Annotated in this window: 21 protein-coding genes and 1 tRNA gene; 11 read left to right on the top strand and 11 right to left on the bottom strand. The window is 34.3% G+C overall.

Annotation, left to right across the window (positions count from 1 at the left end; genetic code table 11):
* Positions 1 to 73 precede the first annotated feature (73 nt).
* Together RM520_RS11540 and rpsT are read left to right on the top strand one after the other, a co-directional pair.
* Positions 74 to 145, top strand: a tRNA-Glu gene (locus RM520_RS11540).
* A gap of 62 nt (positions 146 to 207) precedes the next feature.
* Positions 208 to 459: a 30S ribosomal protein S20 gene (rpsT, locus tag RM520_RS11535; protein ID WP_311385853.1), complete on the top strand. Its 252-nt coding sequence runs from the start codon at positions 208 to 210 to the stop codon at positions 457 to 459.
* Between the two features lie 52 nt (positions 460 to 511).
* On the opposite strand, the gene RM520_RS11530 is transcribed toward rpsT, so the two are convergent.
* From RM520_RS11530 to rho, 5 genes are all read right to left on the bottom strand, one after another.
* Positions 512 to 2,599: an LruC domain-containing protein gene (locus RM520_RS11530; RefSeq protein ID WP_311388113.1), complete on the bottom strand. Its 2,088-nt coding sequence runs from the start codon at positions 2,597 to 2,599 to the stop codon at positions 512 to 514.
* Positions 2,600 to 3,510: 911 nt separating this feature from the next.
* Entirely contained in the window at positions 3,511 to 4,191 is a 681-nt protein-coding gene (locus tag RM520_RS11525; protein WP_311388112.1) for a hypothetical protein, read from the bottom strand.
* Positions 4,192 to 4,194: 3 nt separating this feature from the next.
* Positions 4,195 to 4,833: a hypothetical protein gene (locus RM520_RS11520; protein WP_311388111.1), complete on the bottom strand. Its 639-nt coding sequence runs from the start codon at positions 4,831 to 4,833 to the stop codon at positions 4,195 to 4,197.
* A gap of 129 nt (positions 4,834 to 4,962) precedes the next feature.
* Entirely contained in the window at positions 4,963 to 5,859 is an 897-nt protein-coding gene (locus tag RM520_RS11515) for a hypothetical protein (RefSeq protein ID WP_311385850.1), read from the bottom strand.
* Positions 5,860 to 6,033: 174 nt separating this feature from the next.
* Positions 6,034 to 7,608, bottom strand: coding sequence for a transcription termination factor Rho (rho, locus tag RM520_RS11510; protein ID WP_311385849.1), 1,575 nt, complete (start codon positions 7,606 to 7,608; stop codon positions 6,034 to 6,036).
* Between the two features lie 188 nt (positions 7,609 to 7,796).
* On the opposite strand from rho, the gene RM520_RS11505 reads away from it, so the two are divergent.
* Positions 7,797 to 8,207: a DUF4293 domain-containing protein gene (locus RM520_RS11505; RefSeq protein ID WP_311385848.1), complete on the top strand. Its 411-nt coding sequence runs from the start codon at positions 7,797 to 7,799 to the stop codon at positions 8,205 to 8,207.
* An 81-nt stretch (positions 8,208 to 8,288) separates the two neighbouring features.
* Here the strand turns inward: RM520_RS11505 and RM520_RS11500 are convergent, their stop codons facing one another.
* The 3 genes from RM520_RS11500 to RM520_RS11490 are packed head-to-tail and all read right to left on the bottom strand — an operon-like array spanning position 8,289 to position 10,626.
* Positions 8,289 to 9,152: a DUF6503 family protein gene (locus RM520_RS11500; protein ID WP_311388110.1), complete on the bottom strand. Its 864-nt coding sequence runs from the start codon at positions 9,150 to 9,152 to the stop codon at positions 8,289 to 8,291.
* Positions 9,153 to 9,202: 50 nt separating this feature from the next.
* The gene (locus RM520_RS11495; RefSeq protein ID WP_311388109.1) at positions 9,203 to 10,129 is read right to left on the bottom strand and encodes an MBL fold metallo-hydrolase; all 927 of its coding nucleotides are present in this window, start codon (positions 10,127 to 10,129) and stop codon (positions 9,203 to 9,205) included.
* A 2-nt stretch (positions 10,130 to 10,131) separates the two neighbouring features.
* Positions 10,132 to 10,626 carry a metallophosphoesterase family protein gene (locus RM520_RS11490; RefSeq protein ID WP_311385845.1) on the bottom strand — a complete coding sequence of 165 codons (495 nt, stop codon included), beginning with the start codon at positions 10,624 to 10,626 and terminating at the stop codon, positions 10,132 to 10,134.
* An 88-nt stretch (positions 10,627 to 10,714) separates the two neighbouring features.
* On the opposite strand from RM520_RS11490, the gene truA reads away from it, so the two are divergent.
* Entirely contained in the window at positions 10,715 to 11,461 is a 747-nt protein-coding gene (truA, locus tag RM520_RS11485; protein WP_311385844.1) for a tRNA pseudouridine(38-40) synthase TruA, read from the top strand.
* Positions 11,454 to 13,226 (top strand): ABC transporter ATP-binding protein, encoded by a 1,773-nt coding sequence (locus RM520_RS11480; RefSeq protein ID WP_311388108.1) that lies wholly within the window; start codon positions 11,454 to 11,456, stop codon positions 13,224 to 13,226. The genes truA and RM520_RS11480 overlap by 8 nt, the downstream gene beginning before the upstream one ends.
* A 1-nt stretch (position 13,227) precedes the next feature.
* Here the strand turns inward: RM520_RS11480 and RM520_RS11475 are convergent, their stop codons facing one another.
* The 3 genes from RM520_RS11475 to folP are packed head-to-tail and all read right to left on the bottom strand — an operon-like array spanning position 13,228 to position 15,691.
* On the bottom strand, positions 13,228 to 14,028 hold the full coding sequence (locus tag RM520_RS11475) for a DUF3667 domain-containing protein (RefSeq protein ID WP_311388107.1): 801 nt from the start codon (positions 14,026 to 14,028) through the stop codon (positions 13,228 to 13,230).
* Positions 14,028 to 14,813 carry a diadenylate cyclase CdaA gene (cdaA, locus tag RM520_RS11470; protein WP_311388106.1) on the bottom strand — a complete coding sequence of 262 codons (786 nt, stop codon included), beginning with the start codon at positions 14,811 to 14,813 and terminating at the stop codon, positions 14,028 to 14,030. Before cdaA ends, RM520_RS11475 begins: the two co-directional genes overlap by 1 nt.
* A gap of 38 nt (positions 14,814 to 14,851) precedes the next feature.
* The gene (gene folP / locus RM520_RS11465) at positions 14,852 to 15,691 is read right to left on the bottom strand and encodes a dihydropteroate synthase (protein WP_311388105.1); all 840 of its coding nucleotides are present in this window, start codon (positions 15,689 to 15,691) and stop codon (positions 14,852 to 14,854) included.
* 91 nt (positions 15,692 to 15,782) lie between these two features.
* On the opposite strand from folP, the gene RM520_RS11460 reads away from it, so the two are divergent.
* The 6 genes from RM520_RS11460 (at position 15,783) to RM520_RS11435 (ending at position 22,762) form a co-directional block, all read left to right on the top strand.
* Entirely contained in the window at positions 15,783 to 16,325 is a 543-nt protein-coding gene (locus RM520_RS11460) for a DUF1599 domain-containing protein (RefSeq protein WP_311385839.1), read from the top strand.
* Positions 16,322 to 17,992: a BT_3928 family protein gene (locus RM520_RS11455; protein ID WP_311388104.1), complete on the top strand. Its 1,671-nt coding sequence runs from the start codon at positions 16,322 to 16,324 to the stop codon at positions 17,990 to 17,992. Before RM520_RS11460 ends, RM520_RS11455 begins: the two co-directional genes overlap by 4 nt.
* Before the next feature lie 11 nt (positions 17,993 to 18,003).
* The gene (gene tpiA, locus RM520_RS11450; protein ID WP_311385837.1) at positions 18,004 to 18,753 is read left to right on the top strand and encodes a triose-phosphate isomerase; all 750 of its coding nucleotides are present in this window, start codon (positions 18,004 to 18,006) and stop codon (positions 18,751 to 18,753) included.
* 18 nt (positions 18,754 to 18,771) lie between these two features.
* Positions 18,772 to 19,599 carry a 50S ribosomal protein L11 methyltransferase gene (gene prmA, locus RM520_RS11445; RefSeq protein ID WP_311388103.1) on the top strand — a complete coding sequence of 276 codons (828 nt, stop codon included), beginning with the start codon at positions 18,772 to 18,774 and terminating at the stop codon, positions 19,597 to 19,599.
* Between the two features lie 19 nt (positions 19,600 to 19,618).
* Positions 19,619 to 19,894 (top strand): ATP-dependent Clp protease adaptor ClpS, encoded by a 276-nt coding sequence (locus RM520_RS11440; protein ID WP_311386102.1) that lies wholly within the window; start codon positions 19,619 to 19,621, stop codon positions 19,892 to 19,894.
* A 153-nt stretch (positions 19,895 to 20,047) separates the two neighbouring features.
* A complete protein-coding gene (locus RM520_RS11435; protein ID WP_311388102.1) occupies positions 20,048 to 22,762 on the top strand; it encodes a helix-turn-helix and ligand-binding sensor domain-containing protein in 2,715 nt (904 codons plus the stop codon).
* Positions 22,763 to 22,789 lie beyond the last annotated feature (27 nt).

Genomic DNA, 22,789 nt, shown 5'->3' with positions numbered 1-22,789 from the left:
CATTTAAATATTGAAAATAAAGTGTTTTACTGAGTTTACAGTGTGACATAGATATTTTGAATATTTAGTTCATGGCCCGTTCGTCTAGGGGTTAGGACGCCAGGTTTTCATCCTGGTAACAGGGGTTCGATTCCCCTACGGGCTACAACAATAAAAACATAAAAATGTTGAATCAAAAGATTCAACTTTTAATTTTAAAATAAAGTAATGGCAAATCATAAGTCGGCATTAAAGAGAATTAGAAGAAACGAGGCAGTACGTTTACGTAACAGATACCAACATAAAACTGTTCGTAACGCGATTAGAAAATTGCGTGGTGAAGAGGATAAAAAAGCTGCTGAAACTATGTTGCCTTCAGTTGTTAGTATGATTGATAAGCTTGCTAAGCGAAATATCATTCACCCAAACAAAGCTTCTAACTTGAAAAGCAAATTAATGACTAAAGTGGCTACGTTGTAGTATTGGTCATTTATCATAAAAAAAAGCCCTTCATTGAAGGGCTTTTTTAGTTTTACTGCTCATCTATTATATAGATTATATTTCGATATCCAGGGTTGTCTTTGTACCAATCAGAGTAACTATTTCCTCCTGATGATGCCCAATCATTAAAAAAGTTATAAGCCTCATTAACAGGAACTCGTTCTTTAGGTACTTTAAAGTTATGCATAACGTTAATGGCCCAAGGTAATCGAGAATCCGTCTGATAATTACCATCAGGATCTTGATTAATTCCGTCAACATCAACCGTATTTACCCCTAGACTAGTTCGTAATCTATTAGGTAAATGAATCTCTCTTCCTCTTTCCTTATTTATGATTAAGAAGGCATTAAAAGGTGCGATACCAACTTGGGCAACAGATAATGGTGTTGTAAATTTCACATTGACCTCTGTCGCTACGTTAAGCATGGTTTCATTATTATCAAATAATATGATTACCGCTCTACTTTGTCCTTCTTCGGTGCCGTTTGCCGCAACATTAATAAAGCCTTCTGTTAAAACGTTACCAACAACCGATTCTATTTGGTTCGGGGCAATACTTTCTAATTCAAGCCCCATGGCATTAGATAAACCAGCCCCATCAGAAGTAACTTCAAAGAAAATATCTAATTGAACAACTTCATTTAAAGAATTTTGAATTGCAACGAACCTATAGTTTACTGCTGTATCATTGAAGTCGTAGTCTCCTAGGTATGGCCATAAATCTTCAAAAGCTAGGGTACCCCAACCATATTTACTTGGTGTAAACGTTTCAAAGGCTTTATCTGGATCATCAGGATATTCATCATCACTATCTGTAATACCATCGCCATCTGTATCAGGATCTTCAATATCTTCTGATACCGTATACGTCGTTAAATCATTTACTGTACGACCAAGATTTACTCCAGAAGTAGAATTAGGACCATAAATGTATTCCCAACCTCCAGTCACGGTATCCATGATGATTAAATCAGAATCAGAACCGTTTGCTGCTAACCAAAGTTCATCATTAGAATCAAAGGTCATTGAGGTAGGGTTAAAAGGTAGGTTGTCAGCACTAATACGAGTGGCTTGATAAACATTATCAGCATCTAAATCCAAGCGATATAACCCGCCAAAACTGCTTAAAAACAAAGTGCCATCAGCTGAAAATGCTAAATCACCTCCGCTATTGTTATTAAGGTTGTTGATGTCCCAGGTGTTAAGTACTGTGGCGTTTGATGGGTCTATAGTGTATACTTTAGATCTAGTTGAAAAATATAATAAACCATCATTGTCATTAAACGCCAAACGTGGACCTCCCATACCAAGATTGGAAATAGTTGTCCATGCATCATTAATCATATCATAGCGCATTAATGGGTTTCCATTATTTTTTCCAATAGAATATAAATACATGTTGGCATGATCAATGGCAGCAGTATAACTACCCATGGGCATGGCAGCTAGTTCTTTTAAACTACCATTGAGTGGGTTTATTGAAAATAATTGCCCTGATCCATTAACAGCAAACAAGGTGTCAATCTCAACATTTTTAGCACCCATTCTACTTTGGGTGATTTTGTGTTTAAAGCTTGCTATTTCTGCCTGCCTAATTTTGTTGGTGGCATCTGAAAATATATAGTTAGCAGCCCCATTTTGAATATCGACTATTTGAGAAGTAAACATATTGCCTTCTTTTCGGCGAATATATACCTGTGAATAGTAAGACGGTGACATGATAGTTTGTTCTAAAACACCATTTACCGGCCTTCCTTTAAATAAAATTTGATTGAGTTCATCAGATTCAAAAGTTACTGCAGTATCGGCCTGTCCTTCATCATTGATAATATCAACCTCTTCAATATTGTATTGTCTATCGTCGTAGGCATAAACTGTATAGATGGCATTTGAAGCATTATCGTTTATAGTAACAGTTACCGTTTCTGAGGTTTCAAACTCAAAACCTTCTGGTATCTGTAAATTAGTAATGTCATTCGTTGATGATTCTTCCTCTTCTTCAACAACGGTTTCTTCTTCTGGACTTACAGTTTCAGTGAGTGTGTCCTTAACACACGACTGTATAGTAAGCAGAAAAACAGGAATAAAAAGGAATCTAAAAATGCTTTTTGTATTCATAGCTTTAAAATTTGAGCCCCCAAATATCATTTTTTTGGAGGGCAAGTAGGTGTTGTAATATTTGGAACAAGGGTAAGTTTAGATGTAAGGCCAAAATCTATCGATAATTGGTTCGAACATAAAAACTCTAACAAATGAACGAAAAAGACTACAAAACGATATAAATATCCGATGAACTGCACCGAAATGTTGTGTAGTTAAAGAAATCTGATGTGAACTGGAATTTAATGGAAAGCTTTACGACGGCCTAGAACAAGACCAATTAGAAAGAAGGAATACGAGATCACAATTAATATTTTTAGAATAGCTCTAAAATGGTATTCAATCCAAATCTCGGGTTTTAAAAAGCCAATAACATATAAGAAAGGAAAAAATAGATGAAATATGAGTAAACTTAAACTTACCCAAAGCATCAGGTTTCTTTTATTGAAAATTCTTGTGCTTTGAATTCTTTTTTCTTTAAGGTAGAGAAGAACGAGCAGTATCAAAAAAAAAGATGCCAAGGCCTTTGAATAAAATAGACCAGTATGCAAGGGGTTTTGAAAAAAACAACTTATTAAATAGGTGCTCAGTACAATGAAGCTTCCCCAACGTACCAGTGTTTTGTGCGCATGTTTTTTAAGTACACGATAATATACCCAACTAAAAAAGCTTAGCATGATTACACTATACAAATTGTAAATACCAACATTATGCCAGGAATATGCCAAATCGGAAAAAAAGCTAAAATGTTCGTAGGTTATAATAAAGTAGCCAAGCAATTCCGTAAAGAAGGTATAAGCAATATAAATAGGAAAGTATTTTAATGCGGTATCAAAATATTGACGATAGTTAACAATTGCCACTATAAGAATGACCAGATAGAGAACGATCGTATAACCCGATTTTAAAAACTCTACCACTAAATAAATTTAACGAAATGCTCTTCTTTTACTCAAATGGAAACCGATACAAAAAAGCAAGTACATTACAATTATAAGTATTTTCTGAATTGGACCGAGATTATAATCAGCCCAAATAATAGGATTAAAAAAGCGGATTAGAAAAATTACTGGAAAAATTGAATAAAATATAATTAGACCTGCCGAAACCCATCTCAACAAATTGTATTTTTCAGGGTAACCAATCGTTTTTGTTTTCTTACCTAATTCATAGAGAATGATGCAAAACACTAGGACTATGGAGCAATAGGCGATGGCAAAATAAAGTGCTTTTATTAAAGGGTTAAAGAAGAGAGAATTGATAATAATAGCTGCAATTGCGCTTATAGCAATATACTTCACAAAGTTTTTATACTTTTTGTTTTCAATAAGTTTCCAGTAAATGAAAAAGAAATATGGAAAAAAAATGATAGCATATATATTATAAACTAAGGCATTGGCCTCACTAAATTTTGAGAATAATGCAAATCTTTCATGTATTACTAAAGCACCCAAGAGTTCATTGAAAAAGGTATATGCAATTAGTATAGGAAAATACTTTAAAATAGTATCAAAATATTTTTTGTAATTAGCTACAGAAAAGAACCAAGTTATTCCATAAACAATTAAAAAATATCTGTTTAAAATAAATTCCATGAACTCTTGGAACATAGTTTAAAAATCTCCGTTGAGGTTAGTACAACAGCTGCCAAAATTTAAAATTAAACTTTCATGATTATCCATCATTCTAGTATTAAAGTTAGGAAGAAAGGATGCTTTTGATTTTTCTTTGTCATTCTCCTCGGAACTACTTTTCCAATAATCTCTTATTAATTTGGCATTACCATCATCAAGGTAAATTCCACCATATCCATCATCTGTTTTGGCTGTAGGTACTAGAAAAACTGTGTTATGCCGATTTTTATAATTTTTTGTGATACCATAATTCCCTAAGTAAATACGAAGACTATCCGCTTGGACACCCCCAGTTTTTGCTTCTTGTTGTACATAGTTTAAATAGTTTTGTAGTACTTCAATATCAAAAGTAACAAACTGTGTGGGTACAAAAGGTTTTTTATCTTCTTGATATTTCGCTTCCATTTCAACAATGTTTGTTGCCCTTCTGTCTTTATAATTGATATATAAAGAATCGGCGCCTTCAAGGGAAATGATTTGTTTAGGAGCTTCGTAAATAACTTGTTCGGCTTCCGCGGCAATGGCCGCAGGGTTTTCTTTTTTTGGCTGTTCTTGGCATGATGTCAGTATAACTGTTAACCCCAAAAATGACCAGAATAATTTGTTAGTGTTTTTCATACATAAAGTGTTAAAAGATTACAATAGCTGGGGGAATCTTCGCTAAAGATATGCTTTTTATTTCAACACATTTAACAAAAAACCCCAACGGTAGCTACCATTGGGGTTTGATTTACGCCAGATTTAATATCAATCCCAATGATACGGTGGAGGGGCACCACTCCCTCTATTAAACATTGTGGTTATCAAGGCTTTTTCTTTGGTGCTGTCCCATCTATCATTTCTAAGGTCAAGTACGTTTTCTTTGGGAGCATCGAAAGAGGTGATCACTGCGGTTTTTGACCCTTCTACAGTTGGGGCAAAAAACAAGGTTACCAGATTAGCAAACATGCCTTCACTCTCATAATCGTTCTTTGCACCAAAAATGGCATTGATGCCCGAGATGCCAATGTTGTTTTCCTGAGCTTGTTCGCACAAGAATGAAATATAGTTTTCAAACTCCCCTTTTTCGTAATAAACAAACCTGCTATCAGAAGCTAACTTATCGCTGTTTGGGGCCAATATTGTATCATGGTAATTGTTATAAAGCTCAATGGCCTTGGCACTTGATACCATACCTGAACTCGAGAGAACCAAGCTTTGTGATGTAGAGTGGAGCCCTTTAAAGTTTTGAACATCACTATGGTCTTCACCCGGGAAGCGGTATAGATAGGTTATATTGTCATTGTCCAAAGAGAATGCCCTTTGAAGATCAAGTTTTTCGTCATAGGTGACAGGAGCTATTAAAACCGTTCGATTACCTTTTTTTGTAGCCCCCAATAAAAAAGCAAACCTTGTGATTTCTATGTCCCTGTTAGCACATAGTTCTATTACATTATTGAAATAGTTTTTGAGCCCATCAAGTTCAAACCATGTAGCCTTGGTTTGATTTTGAATGCCATTGGCAAGCCTTGTGTTGTAGAAGTTGTTGTAGTAGACTTTGGCCATTTCAATGTCAATGGACTTTTGTGGTAGGGCAACTTGTTTGTTTGCGCTACTTTGAAGCACAAAAACATCAGCTGCACTGTTCAAAACGTGTCTTTTCATTTTGTAGAATTAAAGGGTTAATAATGTATCTTAAAATATCCCTTTAAGGTAAGAAAAAACTTCATTTTTAAAATGAAATCAATGTTATTAAAAAAGTGAAAGCAATATATTTACCAAAAAACCCCAATGGTATTCCATTGGGGTTTTTGATGTTAGTGAGATATTTTTGTCGACCTATTGATTCATGGTCATTAAAAATTCTTCGTTGTTTTTAGTTTGTTTAAAGCGTTGCTCTATAAACTCCATAGCTTCAACTGGGTTCATATCTGCAAGATACTTGCGCATGATCCACATACGCTGAATAGTCGATTCATCTAGTAATAAATCGTCTCTACGCGTGCTTGAAGACGTTAAGTCAATTGCAGGGAATATTCTTCTGTTAGAAATTTTACGATCTAATTGAAGCTCCATATTACCGGTACCTTTAAATTCTTCAAAAATAACCTCATCCATTTTTGAACCTGTTTCTGTCAATGCTGTAGCAATAATGGATAAAGACCCTCCATTTTCAATGTTACGAGCTGCACCAAAGAAACGTTTAGGCTTATGTAATGCATTAGCATCAACACCACCAGATAATACCTTACCTGAAGCTGGTTGCACTGTATTATATGCTCTTGCTAAACGTGTTATAGAATCTAAAAGGATAACAACATCATGGCCACATTCGACCAAACGTTTTGCTTTTTCTAAAACAATATTAGCAACACGAACATGTTCGGTAGCCTCTTTATCAAAAGTAGAGGCAACTACCTCACCACGCACATTACGCTGCATATCAGTAACCTCTTCTGGGCGTTCATCAATCAATAAAATGATTTGGTACACCTCGGGGTGATTGGCTGCTATACCGTTTGCAATGTCTTTAAGTAACATTGTTTTACCAGTTTTTGGTTGTGATACAATCATACCACGTTGCCCTTTACCTATTGGTGAGAACAAATCAATAATTCTGGTTGATATTGTGCTTTGGCGTTCGGCCAAATTAAATTTTTCTTTAGGAAAAAGTGGTGTTAAGTGTTCAAATGAAACTCTATCACGAACTACCTGTGGGTCAATACCGTTTATTTTGTTCACCTTAATTAAAGGAAAATACTTTTCTCCTTCTTTTGGTGGGCGCACGTTACCAAGAACGGTATCACCGGTTTTTAAGCCAAACAAACGTATTTGAGATTGTGATACATAAATATCGTCAGGTGATGATAAGTAGTTGTAATCTGATGATCTCAAGAACCCATATCCGTCTTGCATAATGTCAAGAACACCTTCACTAGCAATAATACTGTCAAATTCAAATTCAGGTTCTTTATACCTGTTCTTTAAATCTTTATCAAAGTTGTTGTTCTTTTTGTCTTGATGCGGACGCGGATTTGGTTTGCGTTGGTCCCTCTTTTGGTTATGGTTTTTCTGCTGAGGATTTGGTTTTCTAGGCTCTCTTTTCTGAGGTTGGCCATTATTATTTTTTTGAGGGATAACCTTTTCCTCAGTAGCCGGAGCAGCTGGTTTTTCAGCTTCTGGCTTTTTAACTTCTTTGCGAGGAGCTCTTGCTCTTTTAGGCTTTTCTTCTGTTTGCACAGGGGCCTTAGTTACAGTGGATGCTACCGCTTTTGGGTTTGATGCTTGAACATCAAGAATTTGATAGACCAAATCCAGTTTTTTGGTGGTCTTAAATTTAGGAATGTTTAATCCTTTTGCTATTTCCTGTAGCTCAGGAAGCTTTTTTGCTTTTAGATCTGAAATCTCGAACATTAAGTAATCAATAAGTTAGACTTGTATATAAATTTTGAAGTAAAATGTTATTCTTGATATTACAATTGGGAAGATTTCCCGGGGTAAGTGTTTTTTAATAACGATACAATGATACAAATTATTTTTCAACAACTAGGGCTATTTATCGAAAAGACACGTATTTTTGCTGTCCCTAAAGGGAAATTACAATGATTCAACGAATTCAGACGTTATATTTAACCATAGTTGCTTTGCTCTCAGCAATACTGCCCTTTTTTGTTAATCTTTGGGTAGCATCTGAGAATAAAGAATTCTTTGCGAAAAATGACATACTGATTTCTATTGTTTTTTACGCAGTAGCCATTTTGGCCGTTGTTGCAATATTTTTATTTAAGAAAAGACAAAACCAGTTTGTTTTGAACAGACTGAACATGATATTAAATCTTTTTTTACTAGGATTTTTCGTTTACCGATCACTAAACTTATCCGGAGAGACGGCGGTTTCTGAGAAGGGTATTGGGATGCTGATTCCTGTATTTTCTATCGTTTTTCTAGTTCTGGCCAACAGAGCTATCAAAAAGGATGAAGATCTTGTAAAATCTGTAGATCGTTTGCGTTAAACCTAACATCTTAGTAGTATTAGTGCGTAAAACCCCGATGGAAACATCGGGGTTTTTTGCTTTATACTTTTTTTAAAATGCTTACTCGGGCATAATCGCTATAGTTTCCAGAGTAAAACCGTTATTGAAACTAATGTCGGTTAATGTTTGTATCAAATTTGGCGCCTCAGCATATCCATCAGAGCTAGGCATGAAATAATTTCTTTTAGTCGCTATCATTTGCCCATCAATGTCTTCATATTCATAATCGGCAATTATGATTGGCTCATTCACCCCCATAAATGGTAACGAAAAGTAAAAACGATCAATTAGTTTAGTCGCTGGGTTTACATATAAAATATAAATGTCATTTTGTTCTTTACCCGTTAATTCTGGATCATATGTTACATGTAATTTGTCATAGGCTATACCATTGAGCTCTTCTTGGCCAATATAAGTGGTAATTGTTCCTTTATCATTTAATTTATAAGGCATTACAAACCAAAAATAATTTGCTCTACGGATAAAGTCTCCAACTGCATTACCTTGAGCATCTTCAGTTTTTTCACCTTCAATATGTACTGCAGTATTTACACCATCAAAACTGTGGGTTATAACACCATCTACCTCTGGCATTACATTAATCTCATGTTGGGTATAATGGCCAAAAGATGCTTCGTTTTTAAAAATATAACGCTCCGTTGATAGGTCTGTTTTGTCGGCGTCAGTGCTATAGTAGTTATAAGTGTATTGCACATCTTTCTTTTTCCAAAGGTCATTCCACCCTCCGTGTGCGTATTCAATTGCTTTTAAAATACTTTGCGGGTCGCTCGTATCGTATTTAGGAGTCACCTCTGCTTCCATAGCAGTATCTTCCATTTTTTCAACTTCTTTTTTTACTTTTTCAGCACAAGAAATTATAAATACAAGTGATAAGATTGCTAAAATTTTTAATGTTGATTTCATGATGATTTTTTATTATTTGAGGTGTTAGACGAATAAATTTATCATCCTTACTACAAGCCAAAAACATCATTAAATTTTGAAATATTAAAACCATTTTTTAGGACCAATTTGGCCTCATCACTACTGGTATTTAATAATGGATTTGTGTGATTAAAATGGATGAAATGTACTTTGTTCTTTTCTGATGCTGGTAATAATTTGAAAAGAGCCATACTTTCAATAACAAATGGATGCGGTATTTCAGAAATATCACGATTATTAATTTCATTACCATCAAAAAAAGAGGCATCTAAAAAGGCATAATCTACCTTTTTAATTTCATCAATAATTGATTTTTCCCATTTAGACCATTTGTCAATATCTGGGATAAAAAGTGCAGATTTTTGCGGTCCGATAATGGTATACCCAACAGTTTCAGAAAATTCGTCGCGATGAGGTACTGTAACAGGTATAACTTTAAGCTTGTTTGTTACCGCTACGGCTTCTTCATTTTTAACTTCTTTGAGCTCAATATTTTTCAAAGCCACCAACTGACTCCAAGGGCCATTGTTTTTAAGAAAAGATTGCATTTTTGGCATGGCATAAACGGGTACCGATGAACTGCCCATTGCTTCACGACCTAAAAACATTAGGCCTGTATAATGACCAATATGGGCATGGGTCAAGAAAATTCCGTCAGGAGCTTCTTCGTCTTTTTGACCCCACTCTTTCAAAAGTTTAAACTGTGAGGGTAAGTCAGGTGTAGCATCAAAAAGGAAGGTTTTTTTGTTTGTATGATCGATAACACCCAGTGAGACCACTTTTCTATCCGGGTTCGGATGATCAAATAACGTGCTACAACAATCCTTTTTACAGCCAATATGAGGACTGCCACCGTCTTGAACTGTGCCTAAAATAACTAAAGATACTTCTGGGGTAGTTTGCGCTTGACAACTCACAAACATAAAAATTAAAATGATGTTTAAAAGCTTCTTCATGTTTATCGTTTACCTAATTCGATGACTTCTAGATTACTAATTTTTTCTCCGTCAATTTGAAATCTAAGCATGGTTCTAACAGCATGAAAACCGTGTTTTCCGCATGCCCCAGGGTTCATATGAAGTACATCTAATTTTTTATCATGCATTACTTTTAAAATATGTGAATGCCCACATATGAATAGTTTTGGAGGATTTGCTTTAATCTCTTCACGAACCCTAACGTTATACTTGGTAGGGTAGCCCCCAATATGAGTAATCCAAACATCAACACCTTCACAGAAAAAACGGTTATGCTCGGGAAACTCTTTTTGAATAATATGGTCATCAATATTACCATATACACCTTTTAAAGGTTTAATAGCCTCTAGTTGGTCTGTAACTTCAAGATTTCCAATATCTCCAGCATGCCATATCTCATCGGCGCTTCTTGCATACTTCAATATGGCATCATCCATATGACCGTGGGTGTCAGAAAGCAATAGAATTTTGGTCATAACGCTAAAAATATGCTAAATTAAAATGGGGTAACAAACCTTCCTATGGTTTCAAGTATCTTTATCCTGTTAAAAATAGTTGTTTAGGTTGAGATATTTTGTTCAATTCTCTTATTTCGGAAAGGCATATCACGGTTGGCAGAATCAACCCAATGCAATTACAGTACAACAAGTTTTAGAAGAAGGCCTTTCAACGCTTTTAAGGTCAAAAGTAAACGTTCTAGGAGCTGGCAGAACAGATGCTGGTGTACATGCTAAAGAAATGTTTGCACATTTTGATTTTGACTTGATGCCTTCTCCATCGGATTTAGCCCAGCGATTAAATAATTATTTACCTACCGATATAGCGATAAAAGATATTTGTTCAGTTACACCAGATGCCCATGCACGTTTTGATGCTTTAGAACGTACGTATGAGTATTGGTTGGTCCAAGAAAAGAACCCTTTTTACTCAGAGAGTGCACACTTTATTTGGTCTGTTTTAGATATTGAGGCCATGAACAAGGCTGCTGCAGTTTTATTAGAGTACGAAGATTTTGAGTGCTTTTCAAAAACGAATACTGACGTGAAAACCTTTTTATGTAAAATTAAGAAAGCTGTTTGGGAGCAAAAAGAAGATAAATTAGTATTTACTATAACGGCAGACCGTTTTTTAAGAAACATGGTTCGAGCAATTGTAGGTACCTTACTAGAGATTGGATTAGGTAAGAAATCACCGGAGGTAATAAGAGCGATTATCGAAAGTAAAAATAGGAGTATGGCAGGTGCCTCAGTACCTGCAAAAGGATTATATTTAACTAAAATACGATACCCAGAAAAGCTATTTAATGAGTAACGAAAAAGAACAAGGTAAAGCATTTGATTTCAGACTTTTTAAAAGGGTTTTTGCCTTTACAAAACCATACAGATCTATTTTTTGGTTGGTTGCTTTTGTGGCTATATTTTTAGCAGCTTTTGCGGTTTTTACCCCAATATTAGTTCGGCAAATTATAAACACAGCACTACCTGAAAGTGATTTAGACTTATTGTCCGTTTTGGTTTTAGTAATGGGAGGGGTCTTGCTCGGACAAGTGATTTGTCAATTGACCTTTAATTATTTCGCCAACTTATTGGGTGAGTCTGTAATTAAAGATTTACGGGTTAAGCTTTTTAGAAAGATGATGGGTTTTAAAATGACCTATTTTGACAATTCGTCCATCGGAGTGCTTGTTACAAGGGCAGTAGCTGATATGCAGCGTATAGGTGAAATTTTTAGCCAAGGCTTCTTTGTAATTGTATCTGACCTGTTAAAAATGTTAGCGGGTGCTTTTGTAATGATTTATATTAATTGGAAGCTTGCCTTGATTGTTTTTGCCATATTACCAATAATCTTAGTTGCTACTCGGTTGTTTCAACAAGCGATGAAAGTTGCTTTTATTGAAGTAAGAGCCCAAGTTTCAAACTTGAATTCATTTGTGCAAGAGCGTATTGCCGGTATGAAAATAGTGCAGTTGTTTAATCGTGAAGAAATTGAAAAAGAAAAATTTAGAGCGATAAATGAAAAGCATCAAAATGCTTGGTTGAAAACGGTTTGGTACAACTCTATCTTTTTTCCAATCGCTGAAATTTCATATTCTATTGGTATTGGTTTGGTTGTTTATTTTGGGGTAATTCAAAATATTGATGATCAAATGCTAAATGATACCGGTTCTATTTTCGCTTTTTTCTTTTTGATGGATTTGTTATTTAGACCATTGCGTCAAATCGCTGATAAATTTAATACGCTACAAATGGGAATGGTGGCGGCAAATAGAGTATTCAAGATTATTGATACGGAAAGCCATATAGACGATGCTGGTAGTTTAGTAAAAGATAAGGTTAAAGGGAATATACAATTCAAAGATGTCCGTTTTGGATATTTGGAAAATGAAGAGGTTTTACATGGAATTTCTTTTGATGTAAAAGCAGGAGAAACAGTCGCCATTGTTGGAGCAACTGGGGCAGGTAAGTCTACTATCATTAATCTTTTAAACCGTTTTTATGAGATTAATTCCGGAAACATCTTTATTGATGGCGCCGATATTCGTGACTATAAATTACATTCTTTGCGTTCTCATATTGCTGTGGTTTTACAAGATGTCTTTTTATTTGCCGACACTATTGCAAGCAATATTTCTTTGCAAGAGAAATCCGTAGATATGAAAGTGATTGAAGCAGCTGCAAAAGAAATAGGTGTGCATGAATTTATCATGCGGTTACCTGGTGGTTTTGAGTATAATGTCAAAGAAAGAGGAACGATGCTTTCGAGTGGGCAACGCCAGCTAATTGCATTTTTAAGAGCTTATGTAAGTAACCCAAGTATTTTGGTTTTAGATGAAGCTACTTCGTCAGTAGATACATATTCAGAACAGTTGATACAACAGGCAACTGCCAAAATAACTGAGGGTAGAACTTCAATTATTATTGCACATCGTTTGGCTACCATTAAAAAGGCTGATACAATTTTAGTGATGGAAGCTGGTAAAATTGTGGAGAGTGGCTCGCATAAGGAACTTTTAAAGCAGAAAGGGTATTACAGTGCTTTGTATGAAGCCCAATTTATGTCTGAAGAAGTAGCCTAATTTATTTTGGAGCCATTTGTTGAAAAGTATCAGTAAAAACGACTAGATAAATCGTGCCAATAACTATAAAAATAAATAGAACAAAACCTAATACTACCAGGAATAATAGAAGCTTAAGTATGGTTTGTTTTATATTTAATTTAAAAACTCTTTTGAATAAATAAGTGAAATATGCGATTTGGAAGATTCCATTAATTCCAGAAGCATAATATAATAACTTGTCATTCCAGATTAAAGCAATATAAACCAGATTTACACACAAAGACATTTGTGAATATCCGTAAATGTTCATTACAAAATGTTCACTTAAATTATACTCTTTCTTATTGTAAAATACAACGCGTGATATTAGCGCCAAAAAAGGAAGCATTAAAACGTAAAAAAGGTTTTGGTAATCAGCCAAGTATTTTTGAAATTCTTTCCCTAAGTTTTGACCAACCTTGTCAGCTTCACTTAAAGTCTCCATATCAATTGAATTAAATCCATAATTCATTGCTTCAGGAAAATATTGTTTGTTTAAGAATAGAAATAATCCGCCTATCGTTACCGCAATGGTAAAATAGCTGATTGGGTTTAGGTACTTTTTACGAACACCCTCTATGTAACCAACGATAACCTTTTCCGGCTTTGTGAAAAGATGTTTAAAAGTGACTATAAAAGTGTTGTCAACATTAAAGAACCTTTCGACAGCATCATACCATAAGTTCTTTACGGTTATTCTATTACGAATGACCTTAGCACCACAATCAGGGCAAAAACTATAATCAGTACGTAAGCTGTTTTCGCAATTTTTGCAGTTCATTAGGTCAAGTCTTTTTTAATCATTTCGGTCAATTCTTCAAGGCTTTTGTATAAGACAAATTCACCATTTTTGATGTAAGAAATGAGCCCAGTTTCTTCACTAACTACCAAGCAAAGTGCATCTGTCTTTTCGGTAATACCAACAGCTGCTCTATGTCTTAATCCAAATCGTAATGGAATAGTTCTTTCATTGGAAACAGGTAGAATTACTCTGGTAGCTGTTATGTAATTATCTTGAACAATAGCCGCACCATCATGTAATGGGCTGTTTTTGTAGAAAATACTTTCAATAATAGGTTGCGTAATTTCAATACTCATTTTGTCTCCAGTGATTTTAACAAAATCAAGGTTATTGTTTTTTTCTATCACCAAAATAGCACCTGTCTTACTCATTCCCATTTTCTCACATGCATCAATAAGAGCTGAGACATCTGTATCAGTAGGTAATGCTTCTTGTTTTAAAAATTTAAAATGTTTGATGAAATTTCTTTTAGATGCAAAATTGGTAGAACCAATCATTAAAAGGAACTTTCGAATTTCTTGCTGGAACACTATGATTAGAGCTATTAACCCGATATTCATAAAGCCCCCAACCATACTGCTAATCATTTTCATTTGTAGCAATTCGGTTAACTTCCAAAGTGCCCAAACAATTACTATACCAATAAAAATATTGATGGCAACCGTGCCTTTTACAAGTTTGTAGATGTAGTAGAGGAGAACCGCAACCAGAATGATATCGATGAAATCAGTGATTTTAAACTCCAAAAAATTAAGAAAGTCCAATGGCGGTGTTTTTGTAAAATTATGAAAAATAGCGCTACTTAAATCGAAATTCTATTTGCCTTTAGTTCTTTAAAAAGGCTAATACATTCATTTGCTTCTTTTACATCGTGCGCTCTTAAAATGTTAGCACCATTTTGTAAAGCAACCATATGTAAGGCGGTTGTTCCATTTAAAGCTTCTGAAGGTGTTGAATTTAAAGTTTTATAAATCATTGATTTTCGGCTTAAGCCTGCTAAAAGGGGTAAATCAAAAGTTTGAAACAAGTCAAAATGGGCTAATAGTTGAAAATTTTGTTCCCTTGTTTTTGCAAAACCAAAACCAGGGTCTATAATGATATCGTTTATTTTCTTTTTTCTTGCAATAGCTACTTTTTCTGAAAAATATTTTAGCAACTCTTTAATCAGGTCATCATAATCTGTAAGGTCCTTCATGTTTTTTGGAGTACCCTTCATATGCATCATAATGTAAGGTACTTGGTGTTTTGCAACAATGTCTACTATGTTCTCGTCAAGATTACCTGCCGAAATATCATTAATAATCGCGGCTCCTAACTGTAATGATTTATCAGCGACTTTACTTCTAAAGGTGTCAATAGATAAAACAGCCTTCGGAAATTCTTTTAAAATCAGATTTATGATTGGCAGTAAGCGCAAAAGCTCTTCATCTTCAGATACATGTTCTGCTCCTGGCCTAGAACTGTATGCACCTAAGTCTAAAATGCTTGCATTTTCTTGAAGCATTTTTTCAACTTGTTTTAAGATTAAAGCTGGTTTTCTAAACTTACCACCATCGTAAAAAGAATCAGGTGTAAGGTTTAGAACACCCATCACAATTGGTGTATTTAAATCAATTAATTTTCCCTTACAGTTTATAGTCATAAAAAAACTTCGCTTTAATGGGTTTCATTATCTTTGACGTTGCTAAATTTGAGTCTATTAGATTTGACGAAATTTACACAAATTAACCTATATGCAACAAACCTCGCAACAGTACGATTCCGTTATAACCGAATGTCGCAAGCTATTTGTAAATAAAACAAAAGACTACGGTACAGCATGGCGTATTTTGAGGCTACCCTCTTTAACGGATCAAATTTTCATTAAAGCCCAGCGTATTAGAAGTTTGCAAGAAAATGAAACCAGAAAAGTTGATGAAGGTGAGCAATCAGAATTTATTGGTATCATCAACTATTCCGTAATGGCCTTAATTCAAATGGAAAAAGGGGTTGTAGATACTCCTGATTTGGAAGCTGAACAAGCTATTTCTTTATATGATGACAAGGTTGCCTTAACCAAAAAATTAATGGAGGATAAGAACCATGATTATGGAGAGGCTTGGCGTGAGATGAGAGTAAGTTCTTTAACTGATTTGATTTTGCAAAAGCTACTGCGGGTTAAAGAAATTGAAAATAATAAAGGTCAGACTATAGTGAGTGAGGGGGTTGATGCAAACTATCAAGACATGATTAATTACGCAGTATTTGCACTAATTCATTTAAGCGAGAAGAAATGAAATATTTAGTAGCTCTTTCAAGAATATTCGTTGGTGTTCTGTTTATCATAAGCGGACTAATTAAACTGAACGATCCAGTAGGTTTTTCATTCAAATTAGAAGAATATTTTAGTCAAGGCGTGCTGGATTTGCCGTTTTTAATGCCCTATGCCTTGGCCATAGCCATTGTGGTGGTTATTATAGAAGTTTTGTTAGGAATAATGCTACTCATTGGCTTTAAATCAAAATTTACCGTTTGGAGTCTTCTAGCAATGATTGTCTTTTTTACATTCTTGACCTTTTACTCAGCCTATTTTAATAAGGTTACAGATTGCGGTTGTTTTGGTGATGCTGTAAAGCTTACTCCATGGGAGTCATTTACAAAAGATGTCATTCTGCTAGTACTAATTCTTATCCTTGTATTAGGTGTTAAACATATTAAAGGACTTTTTGGTAAAAAACTAAATACCGCCGTTTTAATAATTTCTCTTGTAGGTTGCATTGCTTTCTGTTATCAGGTTCTCAATCATTTACCATCAAAAGATTTTAGACCATATAAAATAGGAGCAAATATTGAAGAGGGAATGTCAGTACCAAATGATGCACCTAAAGCTATTTATGAGTACGCTTGGAAATTTGAAGTGAATGGCCAAGAACAAATCATACTGACTAATGGTGATTACCCAAGTGTTGAAGGAGAATTTATTGGAGTGGAAACAACCGAAATTCAGAAAGGTTATGAGCCTCCTGTTCACGATTTTACCATTGAAAAGGATGGTGGAGATTTTACGACATCTATGCTGCAAAAAGAAAAGCTAGTTATGGTAATTGCATATGACCTTGCGAAAAGTAATTACGCAGTATTTGATGAGGTCAAAAATGTAACGGATGAGGCTATTAGAAAAGGATACAAGGTCATCGCAATGTCTGCTTCAAGTGATGAAATAGGGAATGCTCTTAAAAGGGAACATGATTTAAATTTTGATTTTTACTTTACAGATGAAACTACTTTAAAAACAATCGTTCGTTCTAACCCTGCTGTTCTTGTTCTTGAGAAAGGTACCATTCTGCAGAAAGTACATTATAACGATTTAGATGAATTGGAATTTAAAGAACCGGATAATGGTATTTATTTTGATTTCAACCTAAAGAAGAGTTTAGATAGCATAATGGTTCTAGATCAAAAGTATAGAGCTAATCCCAACATGGAAACTTGGGGTCTTCAAATGGAAATCGACAGCTCAAATTTAAAATATGTCGAAAAAATTATTGCTCAATCTGGTTATCCTGGTAAAAGTATGGTAGGAGATAAAGCAGGCAAAGCAGCTTGGTATGTTATTCAGCATTCTAATAAGATTGATAAATATATTGATATTATTAAAGAGGCCTCCGGACAAAATGAACTTCCCTTTAGGCTATATGCGATGATGTTGGATAGGCATTTAACTAACCAAAACAAACCACAGATTTACGGTACTCAAAGTTCTTCTTACTATATAAATAGCCCTAAAGAATTAACATTTATGTGGCCATTAAAAAACAAAGACTCAGTCAATATTTGGAGGAGAAGGGCAGGTTTTGGATCTACTTTTGAAGAAAGTGCTATTGATATGTACGGAGAAGGTTTTGAGTTGAAATATTATACAATTGAAGAAATAAACAGGTTGATACCTGAACTTATTAAATAAGCAATATAAATATGAGAACTAAAATAGTTGCAGGAAACTGGAAAATGAATAAAAATCTTGAAGAGACTGAAGCTCTTTTAGGTGAGTTAGCGGCAAAATTACCAGACACCAATGCTGAGGTAATTGTTGCACCAACATTTGTGAATCTTGCTTCAGCGGTGAATCAATTATCACATTCAGTTATTCAAGTTGCTGCTCAGAACATGCATTTTGAGGAAAATGGTGCTTTTACAGGAGAGATATCAGCAGATATGTTATTGAATATTGACGTAGATACTGTCATTATAGGGCACTCTGAACGTCGTTCAATTTTTGGTGAAAATGACGAGCTTTTAGCGAAAAAAGTTAAGACAGCACTTGCTAAAGAAATGAAAGTTATTTTCTGCTTTGGCGAAGAGTTAGAAGACAGGAAATCAGGTGATCATTTTAATGTGGTAGAAAGTCAACTCAAGAATGCTTTATTTGATTTAGATGCATCATCTTGGAAACAAATAGTATTGGCCTATGAGCCAGTTTGGGCAATAGGTACAGGAGAAACTGCTAGCCCAGAACAAGCGCAAGAAATGCATGCTTTTATTCGTAAAACAATTGCTGAGGCATTCAATAACAGTGTGGCAGACAATGTCACCATTCTTTATGGTGGTAGCGTAAAACCAAACAATGCAAAAGAAATATTTTCTAAAACTGATGTTGATGGTGGTCTAATTGGTGGAGCATCTTTAAAGTGCGATGACTTTATGGCTATTGTTAAGGCCATATAAAGAATTTAAAAAGAGATATTGATCTATTTAGAGTTTCAATTTAGTATTGCGCCATTGCAACCAGCTTCAGACATTATTATTGCTGAGCTCAGTGAAATTGGTTTTGAAAGTTTTGTAGAGAATGAAAGTGGATTGACCGCTTACATTTCAGAATCAAAATTTGATGAAGGAGAACTTAATGCCATACATATTTTGAGTTCGGATGAATTCGCAATTGAATGGACCTCCAAATCTGTTGCTCAGCAAAATTGGAATGAAGAGTGGGAAAAAAGTTTTAACCCAATTGTGGTTGATGAACGATGTATGGTTAGAGCGCCATTTCATCAAAAATCTAATGTAGATTACGATATCATTATTGAGCCAAAAATGAGTTTTGGTACTGGTCATCATGAGACAACTCATATGATGCTCTCTCATATTCTTGATAATGACTTTAAAAACAAGAAAGTCCTTGATATGGGTTGTGGTACTGGTGTCTTGGCTATTTTGGCTGAAATGCGAGGAGCAACTCATCTTGAAGCAATAGATATAGACAACTGGTGCTATCTCAATGCTATAGAAAACGCAGATCGAAATAACTGTAAGAAGATTGAGGTTTTTGAAGGTAATTCGAATCTGCTGTTGGGTAAAAAATATGATATTATTTTGGCTAATATTAATAGAAATATTCTTTTAGAAGATATTCCTATTTATGCTTCTTCATTAAATAGTAAAGGATTACTATTTCTAAGTGGCTTCTATTCAAGTGATTTAGATATGATATCTGAAAAATGTAAGGCGTTTAATTTGCGATTTGAAAAAAATTACGAAAAGAATAATTGGGTTGCGGCAAAATATGTATTTTAGTTTACAGGAAGGCAAGAATATGGGAACTAAAGAAAAAATCTCCGAAGAGTTACTTTTAGAAGAAGAAGTTCTAAAGCAAAATGAAATCGTACTTTTTAATGATGAGGTCAATACCTTTGACCACGTAATAAATACTTTAATTTCTGTTTGTGATCATACCCCAGAGCAAGCTGAGCAATGTTCTTTAATTGTTCATCACAATGGTAAGTGTACTGTAAAAACTGGTGAGTATGATGATTTAAAACCTAGGTGTTCCAGATTACTACAAGCTGGCTTAAGCGCCGAGTTGGTGTAATAGTCTCAAATTAGATTTAGGCTCTATAGTTTCTTATCTTTAGCTAAACTTATTTTATAGTTTACTTTGCGCGCGCTATCATTTCTTTTTTGTCTATTCTGTCTCAATTGCATTTTTTCGCAAGCGCTCCCTCCAATTCAAAACTTTACCCCTTTGAACTATAATGGGGAGAATCAAAACTGGGATATTACTCAAGGGTTTGATAAGCATATTTATATAGCTAACAATCACAATCTTCTTGAGTATGACGGTGTCCGTTGGAGTAAATACAATTCTCCGAACGCCTCAATATTCAGAGCTGTCAGTTCAAAGGATTCCCTGCTTTTTACCGGTCAGTATATGGAATTTGGATTTTGGAAAAAAGATAAACTAGGTGACCTTAATTACACCTCTATCTCTGAAAGACTTAAGGAACCGATGCTTGAAGATGAGGAGTTTTGGAATATTTTGACTTTACAAGACTGGGTTTTGTTTCAATCCTTAGATAGAATTTATAGCTATAATATTAAGACCGGTCAGTTCAAAGTTTTAGAAGCAAAATCTACCAAGGCCCATATTTTTAAAGTGGATGAATCAATTTATTTTCAAAGTGAAGATTTTAGTGTGTACAAAATTGAAAATGGTTTGCCTGAAGTGATTATCGAGCACAGTATTTTGAAAGATAAGGGCGTTGTAGGAATGCATAAAGATAAGAATGGTCTTGTTCTGGTGTTAGACGATGCTAGATTTCTTAGAATGAATGGGGTTGAAGTTGTTGAATGGAAAATACCTGCAGCTAATGAACTGGAGGGGGTTAATGTTTATTGTACAGAAAGACTTTCAGATGGCTCTTTTGTTTTAGGGACAATTTCCAAAGGAATTTTTCAAATAAGTCACGAAGGAGAATTATTGAGAAAAATAGACCAACGAAAGGGCTTAAATAACAATACTGTATTGTCCACTTTTCAAGATATTGATGACAATTTATGGCTTGGCTTGGATAATGGTTTAAGTGTTATAAATATTAATTCTCCATTCAATGAATATGTAGATAATCTTGGTCGGTTAGGTTTGGTTTATGCCTCTATACTTTATGAAGGTGATTTATATCTAGGTACCAATCAGGGTTTGTTTTTCAAGCCTGAAAATAGTGAGGTAGACTTTAAAATGATACCGGGAACCGATGGTCAGGTGTGGAGTTTAAGGCTTATAGACAATACGTTGTTTTGTGGTCATAATAATGGGACTTTTAGTATTGATAATAATAAAGCTAAACTTATTTCAAACTTACCAGGTACATGGGATATTAAAGCGTCTAAAGAGTACCCAGATTTATTATTACAAGGAAATTATGACGGATTATCGTTTTTGAAAAAAGAAAATGGGAATTGGATTTTTCAAAACAAAATCGAAGGCTTCAATATATCAAGTCGTTTTTTCGAGGTTTTAGATAATAAAAAAATACTCGTTAATCACGAATATAAAGGGCTTTATGAATTGTCATTGGATTCAATAAACACCTCAGTAAATCACATCAATACTCATCCGATTATGGGTCATGGATCAAGTATTCTGAAGTATCAAGATAGTATCATTTATACATCACTTGATGCAGCATTTACCAAGAATAGAGATAGTTTAGCTTTTACACCTGATGATGTTTTAATCAAGTATTTATTTGAAGAGGCCGGTGGCATAACAAGTATTTTAATGCCAGATAATGAAGTAAACCGATTTTGGTGTTTTACACATAGTGGTCTTTCCTACATTTATCCAAATACCTTTAATGCATCATTAGGCATAAAAACAATTTCAATTCCTCCTTTTTTTCGTAGAAGTTTAGGAGTATCAGGTTTTGAAAATTTAACTAGAATTAAGGACGAGCAATATCTAATAGGTATTTCCAATGGTTATGTTATACTAGATAATGATAAAACCAAAGAGTCTACTTATACTATTGCCATAAATCAAGTTGAAAGTAAAAGTGGTTTAGGTCAACCGAAACAAATAGGTTTGTCTTCTGAAGCAGAATTGGAGTATGAAAACAATTCTATTGTCTTTAATTACAGTGTACCACAATTTAGCAAGTACTCTGAGGTCAATTATCAATATAGGCTCATGGGCTTTTTTGATGTTTGGAGCCCATGGACTAGTAATGCGGAAGTTGTTTTTAACAATTTGAAATATAATGAATATCAATTTGAAGTTAGGGCAAAAGTTGACAATATACTTACAGATAATATAGCTAAATATAGTTTTAAGATTAATCGGCCTTGGTATCTATCAACGGTAGCTATTATTCTTTACATTTTGGCATTAGTTCTGACATTCTTAGGTGTTCATCGAATATATAAGAAGTACTATACTACCAAACAAAATCGACTTTTAGATTTAGAAAAAAAGAAATTAAAGAGAAAAAAGTTAAAAACAGAGAAAGAACTTATTCAAGTTAAAAATGACAAGTTAAAAAGTGAAATTGAAGCAAAGAATCGTGAATTAGCGGTTGCAACAATGAGTATGATTAAAAAGAATAAGTTTTTAAGTACAATCAAGGAGCAATTATCACAGATAGATAATACAAATCACGTTAAGGCGGTAATTAAAACAATAGACAAAAACATTAGTAATGAAGATGATTGGAAATTTTTTGAAGAAGCTTTTAATAATGCGGATAAGGATTTCTTAAAGAAAATAAAAGATAAACATCCAGAACTTACAGCTAACGATTTACGATTATGTGCCTATTTAAGATTAAATCTTTCCTCTAAAGAAATAGCACCTTTGCTTAATATTTCTGTTCGCAGTGTAGAGGTAAAACGCTATCGGTTAAGAAAAAAAATGAATTTAGATCATGAAAGAGGCTTGGTTACCTATATTTTGGAGTTATAGCAACCATACATTATTTTTTAGCACCAC

This window comes from Croceitalea vernalis, assembly GCF_031846405.1.
Lineage (GTDB): Bacteria > Bacteroidota > Bacteroidia > Flavobacteriales > Flavobacteriaceae > Croceitalea > Croceitalea vernalis.
This window is presented reverse-complemented; position numbering and strand designations above follow the sequence as displayed.

What these genes read in the sequence shown, in the direction of transcription:
- RM520_RS11490 (WP_311385845.1), bottom strand. Translation starts at nt 10,626, where the DNA reads ATGACCAAAATTCTATTGCTTTCTGACACCCACGGTCATATGGATGAT.
- RM520_RS11460 (WP_311385839.1), top strand. Translation starts at nt 15,783, where the DNA reads ATGCAACAAACCTCGCAACAGTACGATTCCGTTATAACCGAATGTCGC.
- RM520_RS11525 (WP_311388112.1), bottom strand. Translation starts at nt 4,191, where the DNA reads ATGTTCCAAGAGTTCATGGAATTTATTTTAAACAGATATTTTTTAATT.
- tpiA (WP_311385837.1), top strand. Translation starts at nt 18,004, where the DNA reads ATGAGAACTAAAATAGTTGCAGGAAACTGGAAAATGAATAAAAATCTT.
- RM520_RS11515 (WP_311385850.1), bottom strand. Translation starts at nt 5,859, where the DNA reads ATGAAAAGACACGTTTTGAACAGTGCAGCTGATGTTTTTGTGCTTCAA.
- RM520_RS11495 (WP_311388109.1), bottom strand. Translation starts at nt 10,129, where the DNA reads ATGAAGAAGCTTTTAAACATCATTTTAATTTTTATGTTTGTGAGTTGT.
- folP (WP_311388105.1), bottom strand. Translation starts at nt 15,691, where the DNA reads ATGACTATAAACTGTAAGGGAAAATTAATTGATTTAAATACACCAATT.
- rpsT (WP_311385853.1), top strand. Translation starts at nt 208, where the DNA reads ATGGCAAATCATAAGTCGGCATTAAAGAGAATTAGAAGAAACGAGGCA.
- RM520_RS11530 (WP_311388113.1), bottom strand. Translation starts at nt 2,599, where the DNA reads ATGAATACAAAAAGCATTTTTAGATTCCTTTTTATTCCTGTTTTTCTG.
- RM520_RS11480 (WP_311388108.1), top strand. Translation starts at nt 11,454, where the DNA reads ATGAGTAACGAAAAAGAACAAGGTAAAGCATTTGATTTCAGACTTTTT.
- RM520_RS11520 (WP_311388111.1), bottom strand. Translation starts at nt 4,833, where the DNA reads ATGAAAAACACTAACAAATTATTCTGGTCATTTTTGGGGTTAACAGTT.
- RM520_RS11440 (WP_311386102.1), top strand. Translation starts at nt 19,619, where the DNA reads ATGGGAACTAAAGAAAAAATCTCCGAAGAGTTACTTTTAGAAGAAGAA.
- rho (WP_311385849.1), bottom strand. Translation starts at nt 7,608, where the DNA reads ATGTTCGAGATTTCAGATCTAAAAGCAAAAAAGCTTCCTGAGCTACAG.
- RM520_RS11500 (WP_311388110.1), bottom strand. Translation starts at nt 9,152, where the DNA reads ATGAAATCAACATTAAAAATTTTAGCAATCTTATCACTTGTATTTATA.
- RM520_RS11455 (WP_311388104.1), top strand. Translation starts at nt 16,322, where the DNA reads ATGAAATATTTAGTAGCTCTTTCAAGAATATTCGTTGGTGTTCTGTTT.
- RM520_RS11505 (WP_311385848.1), top strand. Translation starts at nt 7,797, where the DNA reads ATGATTCAACGAATTCAGACGTTATATTTAACCATAGTTGCTTTGCTC.
- RM520_RS11475 (WP_311388107.1), bottom strand. Translation starts at nt 14,028, where the DNA reads ATGAACTGCAAAAATTGCGAAAACAGCTTACGTACTGATTATAGTTTT.